The 17,191-nt window shown below is 61.5% G+C and carries 12 protein-coding genes; 5 read left to right on the top strand and 7 right to left on the bottom strand.

Features of this window, described 5'->3' with window-relative positions:
* Positions 1-62: 62 nt before the first annotated feature.
* Positions 63-2,438 (bottom strand): phosphoenolpyruvate synthase, encoded by a 2,376-nt coding sequence (gene ppsA / locus ACW9JE_RS13960; RefSeq protein WP_457433061.1) that lies wholly within the window; start codon positions 2,436-2,438, stop codon positions 63-65.
* 174 nt (positions 2,439-2,612) lie between these two features.
* Here ppsA and ppsR point away from each other — a divergent pair, with 174 nt between their 5' ends.
* The gene (ppsR, locus tag ACW9JE_RS13955; protein ID WP_224541257.1) at positions 2,613-3,431 is read left to right on the top strand and encodes a posphoenolpyruvate synthetase regulatory kinase/phosphorylase PpsR; all 819 of its coding nucleotides are present in this window, start codon (positions 2,613-2,615) and stop codon (positions 3,429-3,431) included.
* Between the two features lie 135 nt (positions 3,432-3,566).
* Here ppsR and prpD read toward each other — a convergent pair whose 3' ends face one another.
* From prpD to ACW9JE_RS13925, 6 genes are all read right to left on the bottom strand, one after another.
* The gene (gene prpD, locus ACW9JE_RS13950; RefSeq protein WP_457433060.1) at positions 3,567-5,051 is read right to left on the bottom strand and encodes a 2-methylcitrate dehydratase; all 1,485 of its coding nucleotides are present in this window, start codon (positions 5,049-5,051) and stop codon (positions 3,567-3,569) included.
* 192 nt (positions 5,052-5,243) lie between these two features.
* Entirely contained in the window at positions 5,244-6,440 is a 1,197-nt protein-coding gene (gene prpF / locus ACW9JE_RS13945) for a 2-methylaconitate cis-trans isomerase PrpF (protein ID WP_457433059.1), read from the bottom strand.
* Between the two features lie 63 nt (positions 6,441-6,503).
* Positions 6,504-9,098 carry a Fe/S-dependent 2-methylisocitrate dehydratase AcnD gene (acnD, locus tag ACW9JE_RS13940; protein ID WP_457433058.1) on the bottom strand — a complete coding sequence of 865 codons (2,595 nt, stop codon included), beginning with the start codon at positions 9,096-9,098 and terminating at the stop codon, positions 6,504-6,506.
* A 203-nt stretch (positions 9,099-9,301) separates the two neighbouring features.
* Positions 9,302-10,429, bottom strand: coding sequence for a bifunctional 2-methylcitrate synthase/citrate synthase (gene prpC, locus ACW9JE_RS13935; protein ID WP_457433057.1), 1,128 nt, complete (start codon positions 10,427-10,429; stop codon positions 9,302-9,304).
* 184 nt (positions 10,430-10,613) lie between these two features.
* The gene (gene prpB / locus ACW9JE_RS13930; RefSeq protein ID WP_457433056.1) at positions 10,614-11,504 is read right to left on the bottom strand and encodes a methylisocitrate lyase; all 891 of its coding nucleotides are present in this window, start codon (positions 11,502-11,504) and stop codon (positions 10,614-10,616) included.
* Positions 11,501-12,220: a GntR family transcriptional regulator gene (locus tag ACW9JE_RS13925; protein ID WP_372242547.1), complete on the bottom strand. Its 720-nt coding sequence runs from the start codon at positions 12,218-12,220 to the stop codon at positions 11,501-11,503. Before ACW9JE_RS13925 ends, prpB begins: the two co-directional genes overlap by 4 nt.
* Positions 12,221-12,518: 298 nt before the next feature.
* Between ACW9JE_RS13925 and rloA the strand changes: the two genes are divergently transcribed.
* The 4 genes from rloA to pabB all read left to right on the top strand — a co-directional run bounded on the left by rloA (position 12,519) and on the right by pabB (position 17,132).
* Entirely contained in the window at positions 12,519-13,055 is a 537-nt protein-coding gene (gene rloA, locus ACW9JE_RS13920; RefSeq protein ID WP_224541674.1) for a retropepsin-like aspartic peptidase RloA, read from the top strand.
* Between the two features lie 5 nt (positions 13,056-13,060).
* The gene (gene rloB / locus ACW9JE_RS13915; RefSeq protein WP_224541676.1) at positions 13,061-14,596 is read left to right on the top strand and encodes an osmotic stress tolerance membrane protein RloB; all 1,536 of its coding nucleotides are present in this window, start codon (positions 13,061-13,063) and stop codon (positions 14,594-14,596) included.
* On the top strand, positions 14,596-15,582 hold the full coding sequence (locus ACW9JE_RS13910) for an alpha-L-glutamate ligase-like protein (RefSeq protein ID WP_224541678.1): 987 nt from the start codon (positions 14,596-14,598) through the stop codon (positions 15,580-15,582). The genes rloB and ACW9JE_RS13910 overlap by 1 nt, the downstream gene beginning before the upstream one ends.
* Before the next feature lie 206 nt (positions 15,583-15,788).
* A complete protein-coding gene (gene pabB / locus ACW9JE_RS13905) occupies positions 15,789-17,132 on the top strand; it encodes an aminodeoxychorismate synthase component I (RefSeq protein WP_457433055.1) in 1,344 nt (447 codons plus the stop codon).
* The last annotated feature ends 59 nt before the right edge of the window (positions 17,133-17,191 follow it).

The following is a 17,191-nucleotide window of genomic DNA, read 5'->3' as shown; positions in this document are numbered from 1 at the left end:
CATCGTTCACGACCATCGCGAGCAGGCTCGCTCCCACGGGGAACGGCCTGTTCACATGGCAATCAAGCCGAAGCCTGACCCTCTGCCAGGAAGAACCAGGTCTCCAGTACGGAGTCAGGGTTCAACGAGACGCTTTCGATGCCTTGTTCCATCAGCCACTTGGCCAGGTCCGGGTGGTCCGAAGGTCCCTGACCGCAGATGCCGATGTACTTTCCGGCCTTGTTGCAGGCGGCAATGGCGTTGGCCAACAGCTTCTTGACCGCCGGATTACGCTCGTCGAACAGGTGCGCGATGATGCCGGAGTCGCGGTCCAGGCCCAGGGTCAGCTGGGTCAGGTCGTTGGAGCCGATGGAGAAACCGTCGAAGAATTCGAGGAATTCTTCCGCCAGGATCGCGTTGGACGGCAGTTCGCACATCATGATGATGCGCAGGCCGTTTTCACCGCGAGCCAGACCGTTTTCAGCCAGCAGATCCACCACCTGGCTCGCTTCGCCCAGAGTACGGACGAACGGCACCATGATTTCAACGTTGGTCAGGCCCATCTCGTTACGCACACGCTTGAGGGCGCGGCATTCGAGTTCGAAGCAGTCACGGAACGATTCGCTGATGTAACGCGAAGCGCCACGGAAGCCCAGCATCGGGTTTTCTTCTTCCGGCTCGTACAGCTTGCCGCCGATCAGGTTGGCGTATTCGTTGGACTTGAAGTCCGACAGACGCACGATGACCTTCTTCGGATAGAACGCCGCCGCCAGGGTGCTGATGCCTTCGACCAGTTTCTCGACGTAGAAGCCGACCGGATCGTTGTAGCCGGCAATACGCTTGTCGACGCTTTCCTTGATTTCCAGCGGCAGACCGTCGTAGTTCAGCAGTGCCTTGGGGTGCACGCCGATCATGCGGTTGATGATGAACTCCAGGCGGGCCAGGCCCACACCGGCGTTCGGCAGCTGTGCGAAGTCAAAGGCACGGTCCGGGTTGCCGACGTTCATCATGATCTTGAACGGCAGGTCCGGCATGGCGTCGACGGAGTTTTTCTTGATGTCGAAGCCCAGTTCGCCTTCGAAGATGTAACCGGTGTCGCCTTCGGCGCAGGAAACGGTCACGCCCTGGCCTTCCTTCAGCAGTTCGGTGGCGTTGCCGCAACCGACCACGGCCGGAATGCCCAGCTCACGGGCGATGATCGCCGCGTGGCAGGTACGACCGCCACGGTTGGTGACGATGGCGCTGGCGCGCTTCATGACCGGTTCCCAGTCCGGGTCGGTCATGTCGGAAACCAGTACGTCGCCGACCTGGACCTTGTCCATCTCGGACACGTCCTTGATGATGCGGACCTTACCGGCGCCGATGCGCTGGCCGATGGCGCGACCTTCCACCAGCACGGTGCCGGTTTCTTTCAGCAGGTAACGTTCCATGACGTTCGCCTGGGTGCGGCTCTTCACGGTTTCCGGACGGGCCTGCACGATGTACAGCTTGCCGTCGTCACCGTCCTTGGCCCATTCGATGTCCATCGGGCACTGGTAGTGCTTCTCGATGATCATCGCCTGCTTGGCCAGCTCGCTGACTTCGGCGTCGGTCAGGCAGAAACGCGCGCGATCGGCCTTGTCGACGTCGATGGTCTTGACCGAACGACCGGCCTTGGCCTCGTCGCCGTAGATCATCTTGATGGCCTTGCTGCCCAGGTTGCGGCGCAGGATGGCCGGACGACCATCGGTCAGGGTTTTCTTGTGGACGTAGAATTCGTCCGGGTTCACCGCGCCTTGTACGACGGTTTCACCCAGGCCGTAGGCGCCGGTGATGAACACGACGTCGCGGAAACCGGATTCGGTATCGAGGGTGAACATCACGCCGGCGGTGCCGGTTTCGGAACGGACCATGCGTTGTACGCCGGCCGACAGGGCAACCAACTTGTGGTCGAAGCCCTGATGCACGCGATAGGAAATCGCGCGATCGTTGAATAGGGAGGCGAACACCTCTTTGGCGGCGCGGATGACGTTTTCCACACCACGGATGTTCAAAAAGGTTTCCTGCTGACCGGCGAAGGAAGCGTCCGGCAGGTCTTCTGCGGTAGCGGAAGAGCGCACGGCCACGGCCACGTCGGGATTGCCGGCGGACAGGGTGGCGAATGCGGTGCGGATTTCGGCGTTCAGTTTCTCGGGGAACTCGGCTTCCATGATCCATTGACGGATCTGGGCACCTGTCTTGGCCAGAGCATTCACATCATCGACGTCCAGTGCATCCAGGGCGTCGTGAATCTGCTGGTTAAGGCCGCTCAGTTCCAGGAAGTCGCGATACGCCTGAGCGGTTGTGGCGAAGCCACCGGGCACCGATACACCGGCACCTGCAAGGTTGCTGATCATCTCGCCCAGGGATGCGTTCTTGCCCCCCACATGCTCAACATCGTGTTTGCCGAGCTTATCGAGGGAAACTACGTACTCTACCAAGGTGATCTCTCCACTAACTGTGTTGGAAAAGCTCAGAAGCCGGCTGCCAAAGGGGGCGTTTGCCGGCTGTATGGCCTGGACCTGGAAAATAAGTGAGAATGCCGGCCATTGGCGGCCGGCAAATCGCGCCTATCATATCCAAGATTCGTCACTAGCTTAAGGCCCAAGGTGCAAATGAAACGATCTGCTTTCTTTATCTCCGATGGCACCGGCATCACTGCCGAAACCCTGGGTCAAAGCCTTCTGGCGCAGTTCGAAAACATTACCTTCAGCAAATTCACGCGGCCGTACATCGACAGCGTGGATAAAGCGCGTGCCATGGTACAACAAATCAACAAAGCCGCCGAAGTCGACGGCTTTCGTCCGATTATCTTCGACACCATCGTCAATCAGGACATTCGTGAGATCCTCGCTACTTCCAATGGTTTCATGATCGACATTTTCTCGACCTTCCTGGCGCCTCTGGAACAGGAACTGACCGAGCATTCTTCCTATTCCGTCGGCAAATCCCACTCGATCGGCTCCAACTCCAATTACATGGAGCGGATCGAGGCGGTGAACTTCGCCCTGGACAACGACGACGGCGCCCGCACGCACTACTACGACAAGGCCGACCTGATCCTGGTGGGCGTGTCGCGCTGCGGCAAGACACCTACCTGTCTGTACATGGCCATGCAATTCGGCATCCGCGCGGCCAACTACCCGCTGACCGAAGACGACATGGAGCGTCTGACCCTGCCAAACGCCCTGCGCGCCCACCAGCACAAGCTGTTCGGCCTGACTATCGACCCCGACCGGCTGACCGCGATCCGCAACGAGCGCAAGCCCAACAGCCGCTATTCGAGCTACGCCCAATGCGAGTTCGAAGTGCGCGAGGTGGAGAATCTGTTCCGTCGCGAGAACATTCCGAACATCAACTCCACGCATTTTTCCGTTGAAGAAATCTCGGCGAAGATTCTTGTGGAGAAAGGGGTGGAGCGGCGGTTCAAGTAGTTTCTCTAGCGTCTGTTCTACCGTCATCGCGGGCAAGCCCGCTCCCACAAGGATTTGGGTGTACACAGGTTTAGCATTCCAACACCAATCCCTGTGGGAGCGAGCCTGCTCGCGATTGAACGATAACGCGGTCCCCTAGATTACAAACAAATCCATAAACCGATTCACCGCGGTCGCCTCAAGCCGCGCCTGGTCCTTGCACAACGCAAAAATTTCCTCGCAACGCTGCCCGGCGAACCTTGTCGCCAGGTTCGCCCTGAACTTGTCCTCCAGCAATGGAATCCCCTCTGCCCGCCGCCGGCGATGCCCCACCGGGTACTCCACCACCACGTTTTCGGTGCTGGAACCGTCCTTGAAAAACACCTGCACCCCGTTGGCAATCGAACGCTTGTCGGCCTCCAGGTATTCCCGGGTGAAGCGCGGATCCTCGACGATGACCATCTTGTCGCGCAGCACATCGATGATCGGATGCGCCCGGTGGAAACCGTCCTCGTAGTGCTCGGCCACCAGATTGCCGAAGGCCAGCGGCACGGCGGTCATGTACTGGATGCAGTGATCGCGGTCGGCGGCGTTGGCCAGCGGACCGACCTTGGAAATGATGCGGATCGCCGACTCTTGAGTCGTAATGACGATCCTGTCGATTTCGTGCAGACGATTGCGCACCTTCGGATGCAGGATTACCGCGGCCTCACAGGCGGTTTGCGCGTGAAACTCCGCCGGAAAGCTGATTTTGAACAGCACGTTTTCCATCACATAACTGCCGTACGGTCGCGAGAAGCTGAAAGCGCGCCGGTCTTCGGGCTTGAGCGCCAGATCGTTGTTGGTATGGCTGAACAACACGTCGTAAAAACCCCACTGTTTCGCGCTCAGCACCCCGGGAATGCCCATCTCACCGCGCATGGCGATGTCCGCCAGACGCACGCCCCGGCTGGAAGCATCCCCCGCAGCCCAGGACTTGCGCGACCCGGCGTTCGGCGCATGACGATAGGTACGCAGTGCCTGACCGTCGGCGAACGCGTGGGACAACGCGGACAACAGCTGCTCGCGGTTGGCCCCCATCAATTTGGCGGTGACCGCGGTCGAGGCGACTTTCACCAGAATCACATGATCGAGACCGACCCGATTGAAGGAATTCTCGAGCGCGATCACGCCCTGAATCTCGTGGGCCATGATCATCGCGTCGAGCACTGTACGCAGGGTCAGCGGCGCATCGCCACTGGCCAGGCGCCTTTGTGATAAATGGTCAGCCACCGCGAGGATGCCGCCGAGGTTATCCGACGGATGACCCCACTCCGCGGCCAGCCAGGTGTCGTTGTAATCGAGCCAGCGCACGGTGCAACCGATGTCCCACGCCGCCTTGACCGGGTCCAGCCGATAGGACGTCCCCGGCACCCGCGCACCGAACGGCACGACCGTGCCTTCGACAACCGGCCCCAGATGCTTGGTGCACTCGGGAAAACGCAGCGCCAGCAAGCCACAGCCCAGGGTGTCCATCAGGCAGTTGCGGGCGGTGTTCAGGGCTTCTTCGGATTCGATGCGGAAATCGAGGACGTAGTCGGCAATGTCCTGCAGGACCTGGTCGTAGTCCGGGCGATTGTTCAGGTCAACGTTGGCGCTCATGTTCGATTCACTCGTGAGGTGGTTCGTTGATGGGACCTCGGTATGGGTAATCGCGGTGGGTTTGCACCCTTCTCATTGTTAGTTGTTGCACCTGTGGGAGCGGGCTTGCCCGCGATTGCGGTGGATCAGCCAACATCTATGTCGGAAGTTACTCCGTCATCGCGGGCAAGCCCGCTCCCACAGTGTTCGGTGTCAGACCTGGAAAGAATCACCCGGCACACGAACGTAGCCTTCCATCAACACCCGCGCGCTGCGGCTCATGATGGCCTTGTTCACGGTCCACTCACCATTGACCTGACTGGCCTCGGCGCCCACGCGCAAGGTCCCGGACGGATGGCCGAAACGCACGGCGTTACGCTCGACGCCACCGGCCGCGAGGTTCACCAGCGTGCCGGTAATCGCCGCTGCGGTGCCGATCGCCACTGCCGCCGTGCCCATCATCGCGTGGTGCAGTTTGCCCATGGACAGCGCGCGCACCAGCAGGTCGACATCACCGGCCGCAATCGCCTTGCCGCTGGAAGAAACGTAATCAGCAGGCTTGGCGACGAACGCCACTTTCGGTGTGTGCTGACGCTTGGCCGCTTCGTCAACGTTTGAAATCAGGCCCATGCGCAGGGCGCCGTAGGCACGGATGGTCTCGAACATCAGCAGCGCTTTCGGATCGCCGTTGATCGCGCCCTGCAACTCGGTGCCCTTGTAACCGATGTCTTCGGCATTGACGAAGATGGTCGGGATACCGGCGTTGATCATGGTCGCCTTGAAGGTGCCGACGCCCGGGACTTCCAGGTCGTCGACCAGGTTGCCGGTGGGGAACATCGAACCGCCACCGCCCTCTTCTTCCGCTGCCGGGTCAAGGAATTCGACCTGCACTTCAGCCGCCGGGAAGGTCACGCCGTCGAGTTCGAAATCGCCGGTTTCCTGCACTTCACCGTTGGTGATCGGTACGTGGGCGATGATGGTCTTGCCGATGTTGGCCTGCCATACGCGCACCACGGCCACGCCGTTGTGCGGGATGCGGCTGGCGTCCACCAGGCCGTTGCTGATGGCGAACGAACCGACCGCCGCAGTCAGGTTGCCGCAGTTGCCGCTCCAGTCCACGAAAGGCTTGTCGATGGAGACCTGACCGAACAGGTAATCGACGTCGTGATCGGCCTTGATGCTTTTCGACAGGATCACAGTCTTGCTGGTGCTGGATGTGGCGCCGCCCATGCCGTCGATCTGCTTGTCGTACGGATCGGGGCTGCCGATCACGCGCAGCAGCAGGGCATCGCGGGCCGGACCTGGAACCTGAGCCGCTTCCGGCAGATCCTTCAGGCTGAAGAACACGCCTTTGCTGGTGCCGCCGCGCATGTAGGTGGCGGGAATCTTTATTTGAGCTGCATGAGCCATGGTGCTCGTTACTCCTTAAAACAGACACGGGACTCAAAAGCCCCGTGTCTGTACTGCCTGTGTTTAGACGGCTACCGCCGATTCTTCGAGGAAGTCCTGGGCGAAGCGCTGCAACACGCCGCCGGCCTCGTAGATCGACACTTCTTCGGCGGTGTCGAGACGGCAGGTCACCGGCACCTCGACGCGTTCGCCGTTCTTGCGATGGATCACCAGCGTCAGATCGGCGCGCGGCGTGCGCTCGCCAATCACGTCATAGACTTCGGTGCCGTCGATGGCCAGGGTGTGGCGGTCGGTGCCCGGCTTGAACTCCAGCGGCAGCACGCCCATGCCCACCAGGTTGGTGCGGTGGATGCGCTCGAAACCTTCGGCGACGATCGCCTCGACACCCGCCAAACGCACGCCCTTGGCGGCCCAGTCGCGGGACGAACCCTGACCGTAGTCAGCACCGGCGACGATGATCAGCGACTGCTTGCGATCCATGTAGGTCTCGATGGCTTCCCACATGCGCATCACTTTGCCTTCCGGCTCGACGCGGGCCAGGGAGCCCTGCTTGACCTTGCCGTTTTCCTGAACCATTTCGTTGAACAGTTTTGGGTTGGCGAAGGTGGCGCGCTGCGCGGTCAAGTGATCGCCACGGTGCGTCGCGTAAGAGTTGAAGTCCTCTTCCGGCAGGCCCATTTTCGCCAGGTATTCGCCGGCGGCGCTGTCCATCATGATCGCGTTGGACGGCGACAGGTGGTCGGTGGTGATGTTGTCCGGCAGTACCGCCAGCGGGCGCATGCCCTTGAGCGGACGAGCGCCGGCCAGTGCGCCTTCCCAGTACGGCGGGCGGCGGATGTAGGTGCTCATCTCGCGCCAGTCGTACAGCGGCGCGACTTTCGGGCCGTTGTCTTCGTGGATGGCGAACATCGGGATGTAGACCTGACGGAACTGCTCAGGCTTCACCGAGGCCTTCACGACGGCGTCGACTTCTTCATCGCTCGGCCAGATGTCCTTCAGGCGGATTTCCTTGCCATCGACCACGCCCAACACGTCTTTCTCGATGTCGAAACGGATGGTCCCGGCGATGGCGTAAGCGACCACCAGCGGCGGCGAGGCGAGGAATGCCTGTTTGGCGTACGGGTGAATCCGGCCGTCGAAGTTGCGGTTGCCCGACAGCACGGCGGTGGCGTACAGGTCGCGGTCGATGATTTCCTGCTGGATCACTGGGTCCAGCGCACCGGACATGCCGTTGCAGGTGGTGCAGGCGAAGGCCACGACGCCGAAACCGAGCTGTTCGAGCTCATCGGTCAGGCCGGCTTCGTCCAGGTACAGGGCCACGGTTTTCGAGCCCGGCGCCAGGGACGACTTGACCCATGGCTTGCGGGTCAGGCCCAGTTTGTTGGCGTTGCGCGCCAGCAGGCCGGCGGCGATCACGTTGCGCGGGTTGCTGGTGTTGGTGCAGCTGGTGATGGCGGCGATGATCACCGCGCCGTCCGGCATCTGGCCCGGGACGTCTTCCCACTGGCCGGAAATGCCCTTGGCTGCCAGATCCGACACCGCGACACGGGCGTGCGGGTTGCTTGGGCCTGCCATGTTGCGCACGACCGAAGACAGATCGAAGGTCAGGCCGCGCTCGTATTGCGCACCCTTGAGGCTGTCCGCCCACAGGCCGATCTGCTTGGCGTATTGCTCGACCAGTTGCACCTGCTCGTCATCACGGCCGGTGAGCTTGAGGTAGTCGATGGTCTGCTGGTCGATGTAGAACATCGCGGCGGTGGCGCCGTACTCAGGAGCCATGTTGGAGATGGTTGCACGGTCGCCCAGGGTCAGGGCCGAGGCGCCTTCACCGAAGAACTCCAGCCATGCGCCAACGACCTTCTGCTTGCGCAGGAACTCGGTCAGCGCCAGCACCATGTCGGTGGCGGTGATGCCCGGTTGCAGCTTGCCGGTCAGTTCGACGCCGACGCTTTCCGGCAGGCGCATCCAGGAGGCGCGGCCGAGCATCACGCTTTCCGCTTCCAGGCCGCCAACGCCGATGGCGATCACGCCCAGCGCATCGACGTGCGGGGTGTGGCTGTCGGTGCCGACGCAGGTATCGGGGAACGCTACACCGTCACGGACCTGGATCACCGGAGACATTTTCTCCAGGTTGATCTGATGCATGATGCCGTTGCCCGGCGGGATCACGTCGACGTTCTTGAACGCCTTCTTGGTCCAGTTGATGAAGTGGAAACGGTCTTCGTTGCGACGGTCTTCGATGGCGCGGTTCTTCTCGAACGCCTCCGGATCGAAACCACCGCGCTCGACGGCCAGGGAGTGGTCGACGATCAGTTGGGTCGGCACCACCGGGTTCACTTGCGCCGGGTCACCGCCCTGCTGGGCGATGGCGTCACGCAGGCCGGCGAGGTCCACCAGGGCGGTCTGGCCGAGAATGTCATGGCACACCACGCGGGCCGGGAACCATGGGAAGTCCAGGTCGCGCTTGCGCTCGATGAATTGCTTCAGGGATTCGGTGAGCGTGGCCGGGTCGCAGCGACGCACAAGGTTTTCCGCCAGCACGCGGGAGGTGTACGGCAGGGTGTCGTAGGCGCCAGGTTGAATGGCCTCGACCGCCGCGCGGACATCGAAGTAATCCAGATGGCTGCCGGGCAGCGTTTTACGGAATTCTGTGTTCATCAGTCGGGACTCGGTCACGGTAAATACAAAAGGCGGGGCCAGGTGCGGAATTTCAATTCAACACAATCCACTGTGGGAGCGGGCTTGCCCGCGATTGCGTCGGGTCAGTCGACATCGATGTCGACTGTGACTCCGTCATCGCGGGCAAGCCCGCTCCCACAGGGATCTGCATTGAATTCAGACCCTGTGTAGCCCCTCCCCGATCAGCGTTGTTCGATTGGCACGAACTTGCGCTGTTCGACGCCGGTGTATTCGGCGCTCGGGCGGATGATGCGGTTGTTGGCGCGTTGTTCGAACACGTGTGCGGCCCAGCCGGTCAGGCGCGAGCAGACGAAGATCGGGGTGAACAACTTGGTCGGGATGCCCATGAAGTGGTACGCCGAGGCATGGTAGAAGTCGGCGTTCGGGAACAGTTTCTTCTGCTCCCACATGGTCTTGTCGATGGCTTCGGAAACCGGGAACAGCACCTTGTCGCCCACTTCGTCGGCGAGCTTCTTCGACCAACCCTTGATCACTTCGTTACGTGGATCGCTGTCCTTATAGATTGCGTGGCCGAAGCCCATGATCTTGTCCTTGCGCTCCAGCATGCCGAGGGTGCCCTTGATCGCGTCTTCAGGCGACGAGAAGCGCTCGATCATTTCCATCGCCGCTTCGTTGGCGCCGCCGTGCAGCGGGCCGCGCAGCGAACCGATGGCCGCGGTGACGCAGGAGAACAGGTCGGACAGGGTCGAGGCGCACACGCGAGCGGTGAAGGTCGACGCGTTGAATTCGTGCTCCGCGTAGAGGATCAGCGAAACGTTCATCACCTTGACGTGCAGCTCGCTCGGCTTCTTGCCGTGCAGCAGGTGCAGGAAGTGGCCGCCGATGGACTGCTCGTCGCTCACGCATTCGATGCGCTTGCCTTCGTGGCTGAAGCGATACCAGTAGGTCATGATCGCCGGGAAGGCGGCCAGCAGACGGTCGGTCTTGTCGCACTGCTCGGAGAAGTCGTTCTCCGGCTCGATGTTGCCCAGGAACGAGCAACCGGTGCGCATCACGTCCATCGGGTGGGCGTCGGCAGGGATGCGTTCCAGCACTTCTTTCAGCGCTTGCGGCAGGTCGCGCAGCTTGCTCAGCTTGGCGACGTAGGCAGCCAGTTGCGCCTTGCTTGGCAGTTCGCCGTACAGCAACAGGTAAGCGACTTCTTCGAATTGCGCGTCAGCCGCCAATTCGCGAACGTCGTAGCCGCGATAGGTCAGGCCTGCGCCCGCCTGGCCCACGGTGGACAGTGCGGTTTGCCCGGCTACCTGGCCACGGAGCCCGGCGCCACTGAGTACTTTTGCTTCGGCCATTTGCTGTCTCCAGTCTTCTTGAATTTGTCAGAGATATTTCGTCAGTACGCGCACCTGTGGGAGCGAGCCCTGCTCGCGATGGTGGACGCTGCACCGCGGGGCATCAGGCACCCTGCGTTTTCGTTGACGTCCATCGCGAGCAGGCTCGCTCCCACAGGTCACATGTACAGGTACAGGTTGTTCATTACTTCTTCGCGGCAAACAACGCATCGAGCTTCTGCTCGAAGGTGTGGTAGTCGATGCGATCGTAAAGTTCCATGCGGGTCTGCATGGTGTCGATGACGTTCTGCTGCGTGCCGTCGCGACGGATCGCGGTGTAGACGTTTTCCGCGGCCTTGTTCATCGCGCGGAAGGCCGAAAGCGGATACAGCACCAACGATACGTCGGCACCGGCCAGCTGCTCGGTGGTGTACAGCGGGGTCGCGCCGAATTCGGTGATGTTGGCCAGGATCGGCGCTTTCACGCGGTTGGCGAACAGCTTGTACATTTCAAGCTCGGTGATGGCTTCCGGGAACACCATGTCGGCGCCGGCCTCGATGCAGGCGGCTGCGCGATCCAGGGCGGACTCCAGACCTTCCACCGCCAGGGCGTCGGTACGCGCCATGATCACGAAGCTGTCATCGGTACGTGCATCGACGGCGGCCTTGATGCGGTCGACCATTTCCTGCTGCGAAACGATTTCCTTGTTAGGACGGTGGCCGCAACGCTTGGCGCCGACCTGGTCTTCGATGTGAATCGCCGCCGCGCCGAACTTGATCATCGACTTGACGGTACGCGCAACGTTGAACGCCGAAGAACCGAAACCGGTGTCCACGTCCACCAGCAGCGGCAGGTCGCAGACGTCGGTGATGCGACGCACATCGGTCAGCACGTCGTCCAGACCGGTGATGCCCAGGTCAGGCACGCCGAGGGAACCGGCTGCCACGCCGCCACCGGACAGGTAGATGGCTTTGAAACCGGCACGCTTGGCCAAAAGTGCGTGGTTGGCGTTGATCGCGCCGACCACTTGCAATGGATGCTCGCTGGCGACCGCATCGCGGAAACGCTGGCCTGGAGTGCTCTTGTTGGAACTCATGACTCACCTCGTTTGGCTGTCGGGTTGGCGCCGTCCTGGTAATGACGGGCGATGTTGCGTTTAGAGGCGCCGATGTGACGACGCATCAATAGCTCGGCCAGCTCACCGTCACGGTCGGCGATGGCATCGAGAATTCGGTGGTGTTCGGCAAAGGCCTGGTGCGGGCGATTGGGCGTGGTGGAGAACTGGATGCGGTACATGCGCACCAGTTGATACAGCTCGCCGCAGAGCATTTGCGTGAGGGTGCGGTTACCGCTGCCCTGGATGATCCGGTAGTGGAAGTCGAAGTCGCCTTCCTGCTGGTAATAGCCACGACCGGCCTGGAAAGCCTCGTCGCGCTCGTGGGTTTCGAGGACACGGCGCAGCTCGTCGATCTCTTCGACGCTCATGCGCTCGGCCGCCAGGCGGCAGGCCATGCCTTCGAGGGACTCGCGGATTTCGTAGAGTTCCAGCAGCTCGGCATGATTGAGCGACACCACCCGCGCACCGACGTGCGGCACGCGCACCAGCAGGCGCTGGCCTTCCAGGCGGTGGATCGCCTCGCGCAGCGGACCGCGGCTGATGCCATAGGTACGGGCCAGCTCCGGCTCGGAGATTTTGCTGCCCGGCGCAATGTCGCCTTTGACGATGGCTGCCTGAATGCGGCGGAAGACGTTCTCGGAAAGCGTTTCCGTATCGTCTGAGGCAGTGATCGGGGGATCGAGTTGATCCAGCATATTGTCGACACCTTGAAAGCTGATGCGGCAAAAACTAACGAATTCAGCCATCGCAGTCAAAGGATAAATGGAAATTGTCAACAATCGTCTAATAACCACTTGCACCATAACGAAGCGGTCCATCGACTTTGAGGTGCCGGGCAGCGCTGGCGCCATAAAACCACCGTGCTAGAATGCCGCCCGCATTTGTTTGTCACATCTGCACTGTCTGTCATAAAACCCTGATAGGCATACGAGGAGCTTGCGCAGCAATGCCAGGGTCTTGAATCGAAACACGGACCGCTGCGCACCAGGATTTATGAGACTCAAGCTCCCCCCCGCCTTCCTTTATGTACTGTGCCTGCCCGGGCTTGCCGTCGCGGGGGAAAAGACTGTGTATGGTCTCAATGAGTACGCATCGCTGGGCGGCATCGACCTGGAGGTGGCGGCCAAGCTCGATACCGGTGCCAAGACCGCTTCCCTGAGCGCCCGCGACATCAAGCGTTTCAAACGCAATGGCGAATCCTGGGTACGCTTCTATCTGGCGATCGACACAGCGCATTCGCACCCGATCGAACGACCGCTGGCCCGGGTCAGCAAAATCAAGCGCCGCGCCGGCGACTACGATCCGGAAGAAGGCAAGAAGTACACCGCGCGCCCGGTGATCGAGCTGGATATCTGCATGGGTTCGGCCCTTCGCAGCATAGAAGTGAACCTGACCGACCGAAGTGCGTTCCAATACCCGCTTTTGATTGGCTCCGAGGCGCTCAAGCGCTTCGATGCGCTGGTCGACCCCAGTCTTAAATACGCTGCCGGCAAACCCGCCTGCGCCACCGACGCTCATACCGCAGAGTAATTCCAATGCGCTCTCTTACCCTCCATCTGAAAATGCTGATCGCCATCCTGGTGGTGCTGGGCATTTCAGTCACGGCCTATCAGATCTTCGTACTGGGCATTCCCGTGACCGAAGACGCCACCGACGACTTGTGGAACATCGACGCCAAGGTCGAGTTCGTCGCCAGTGCCAAGGATCCGGTCAAAATCCAGATGTTCGTGCCGCCGCTGAGCCGCGACTACGTCAGCCTCAATGAAAGCTTCATCTCCAATAACTACGGGGTGGCGGTCAACCGCGTCGATGGCAACCGCAAGGTCACCTGGTCGGCACGCCGGGCCAAGGGCAACCAGACGCTTTATTACCGCCTGGTGCTGACCAAGCGCTACAGCGCGGAAAAAACCAAGATCAAGGGCCCGACCTTCCGTGACAGCATTGCCGTGGAAGGCCCGGAGAAAGTAGCCGCCGAAGCCCTGCTCGCACCGATCCGCCAGCACTCGGCCGACGTCGAGACCTTCGTTGGCGAAGCGATCAAACGTGTCAACAATGTCAACGACGACAATGTGAAGCTGCTGCTGGCGGGCGATCCGTCGACTTCGCAGAAAGCTCGCATCGTCGAGCTGGTGCTGTCCATCGCCCACGTGCCGGTGGAAAAAGTCCACACCATTCGCCTGGTCGCCGATCAGCCGCAGACCCCGGAACTGTGGCTGCGCAGCTTCAACGGCACCGACTGGCTGTATTTCAACCCGGAAACCGGCGAACAGGGCCTGCCGACCGATCGCCTGCTGTGGTGGACCGGCGATGAGAACCTGATCACCGTCGATGGCGGCAAGAAAGCCACCGTCACCTTCAGCATGAACAACAGCGAAATGAACGCCATTCGCCTGGCCAAGCTGACCGACGAAAACACCGACGCCAATTTCCTCGAATACTCGCTGTACGGCTTGCCGCTGCAGACCCAGCAGACCTTCATGATCATGGTGATGATCCCGATCGGCGTGCTGGTGATCCTGATCCTGCGCAATCTCATCGGCCTGCAGACCCTCGGTACCTTCACCCCGGTGCTGATCGCCCTGGCCTTCCGCGAAACCCAGCTGGGCTTCGGCATCGTGCTGTTTACCATCATCACGGCACTGGGCTTGTCGCTGCGCTCCTATCTTGAGCACCTGAAACTGCAAATGCTGCCGAGGCTGTCGGTGGTGCTGACGTTCGTGGTGGTGTTGATCGCGGCCATCAGCCTGTTCAGCCACAAGCTGGGCCTGGAACGCGGCCTGTCGGTGGCACTGTTCCCGATGGTGATTCTGACCATGACCATCGAGCGCCTGTCGATCACCTGGGAAGAACGTGGCGCCAGCCATGCCATGAAAGTGGCGGTCGGCACCCTCTTCGCCGCCTCCCTGGCGCACCTGATCATGAGCGTTCCGGAACTGATCTACTTCGTGTTCACCTTCCCGGCGATCCTGCTGATCCTGGTGGGCTTCATGCTGGCCATGGGTCGTTATCGCGGTTACCGCCTGACCGAACTGGTACGTTTCAAGGCTTTCCTGAAAAAGGCTGACGCTTGATGTTCGGCTTCTGGAAGACCTGGAAGGCCCTGGAAGCCCGGGGCATCATGGGGATCAATCGGCGCAACGCGGACTATGTGCTCAAGTACAACAAGCGCAGCCTTTACCCGATTGTCGACGACAAGATCCTCACCAAGGAGCGCGCCATCGCCGCCGGCATCCATGTGCCGGAGCTGTACGGGATCATTTCCACCGAGAAGGAAATCGACAACCTCGACGAGATCATCGGCGGGCGCAACGACTTCGTGATCAAGCCGGCCCAGGGCGCGGGCGGCGACGGCATCATTGTGATCGCCGACCGTTTCGAGGGTCGCTATCGAACGGTGTCGGGCAAGATCATCAGTCATGAAGAGATCGAGCACCATATCTCCAGCATCCTCACCGGCCTCTACTCGCTTGGTGGGCACCGCGACCGGGCGCTGATCGAATACCGAGTTACGCCGGACCAGATCTTCAAGAGCATCAGCTACGAGGGCGTGCCTGACATCCGCATCATCGTGCTGATGGGCTACCCGGTGATGGCCATGCTGCGCCTGCCGACCCGCCAGTCCGGCGGCAAGGCCAACCTGCACCAGGGCGCCATCGGCGTGGGCGTCGACCTCGCCACCGGCCTGACCCTGCGCGGCACCTGGCTGAACAACATCATCACCAAACACCCGGACACCACCAACGCGGTGGACGGCGTGCAACTGCCCTACTGGGACGGCTTCATGAAACTCGCCGCCGGCTGCTATGAGCTATGCGGCCTGGGTTACATCGGTGTCGACATGGTGCTGGACCAGGAAAAAGGCCCGCTGATCCTCGAACTCAACGCCCGCCCGGGTTTGAACATCCAGATCGCCAACGACTGCGGCCTGACCCTGCGCACCCACGCGGTGGAAGCACGGATGGAAGAGATGAAAGCCCGCGGCGTGACGGAAACCGTTGAAGAGCGGGTGGCGTTCGTTCAGGAGATGTTTGGGCATATTCCGCCAGTAGAAGGTTAACCCCTCCCTTGTAGGAGCGAGCATGCTCGCGATGGTCGTCAACGATGACGCTGGAAACCTGACACCCCGCGGTGCTCTCAGGTTCATCGCGAGCATGCTCGCTCCTACAGGTCATCAATCTGCCGATCCCCGACATCCCCCCTAGGAGCAATTCCCCCAGGGGACTACAATCGCCACCCCGCCTCGATGGCTGATCCAACCCGCCCATGTTGACCTGTTCCGTACACCCACTGCCCTATCGCGCCAACCCCGCCGATTACTTCTCGGCCATTCGCCACGCCCCCGGCGCCGTGTTGCTCGACAGCGGCCGCCCCGCCGCCGAACGCGGGCGCTTCGATCTGCTCAGCGCCTGGCCGCTGGCTGAACTGACGGTGGCCGCCGAGGAAAGCGGTGGCGATTTCCTGCAACGCCTGCGGGAAAACCTCGCGCAACTGGGCCAGGCTTCCCTGCCCGCGCCCTATGAATTGCCCTTCGCCGGCGGCCTGATCGGCTACCTCAGCTACGACTTCGGCCGTCATCTGGAACACCTGCCCAGCCAGGCTGCCGATGACCTGCAATTGCCCGATGCGCGTTTCGGCCTGTACGACTGGGCGCTGATCAGCGATCATCAGCAGGCCACCAGTCAACTGGTGTTTCACCCGACAGTGGCCGACAGCGAGCGCCAGCGCCTGATCCAGCTGTTCAGCCAGCCTGCCGCCGACGCCTTCGAGTCCTTCAAGCTGCAAGCGCCGATGAATGCCGACCTGAGTGCCGAGCAATACCGGCAGGCGATCGAGCGCATTCAGCAATACATCCAGGCCGGTGACTGCTACCAGGTCAACTTCGCCCAACGCTTCCGCGCGCCCTGTGAAGGTGATCCGTGGACCGCCTACTGCGCATTGCGCCTGGCCTGCCCGACCCCGTTTTCCGGCTTCCAGAGCCTGCCCGACGGCGGCGCGGTGCTGAGCCTGTCACCGGAACGCTTCGTCCGGGTCAGCGAGGGTCATGTGGAAACCCGCCCGATCAAGGGCACACGCCCGCGCGGTCTGAACGCTGCCGAAGATGCCGCGAACGCCGCCGAACTGCTGGCCAGTCCCAAGGATCGTGCGGAAAACCTGATGATCGTCGACCTGCTGCGCAACGACCTGGGGCGCACCTGCCGCACCGGTTCGGTTCGGGTTCCGGAACTGTTCAGCCTGGAAAGCTACCCTAACGTGCATCACCTGGTGAGCAGCGTCACCGGCGAACTGGCGGATGGCAGTGATGCCCTGGACCTGATCGCCGGCAGCTTCCCCGGCGGCTCGATCACCGGCGCCCCGAAGATCCGCGCGATGCAGATCATCGACGAGCTGGAACCGACCCGGCGTGGCCTGTATTGCGGTTCGTTGTTGTACCTGGACGTGCGTGGCGAGATGGACAGCTCCATCGCCATTCGCAGCTTGCTGGTCAAGGGTGGGCAGGTGTGTTGCTGGGGCGGCGGCGGGATCGTGGCCGATTCGGAGTGGCAGGCGGAGTATCAGGAGTCGATTACCAAGGTGAAGATCCTCCTGGAAACGCTACAGAACCTGTAGGAGCGAGCATGCTCGCGATGGTCGTCAACGATAACGCTGGAAATCTGATGCCCCGCGTT

The organism is Pseudomonas sp. SDO55104_S430, assembly GCF_054070595.1.
The sequence above is the reverse complement of the archived record's forward strand: the minus strand, read 5'-3'. Positions and strand labels throughout refer to the sequence as shown.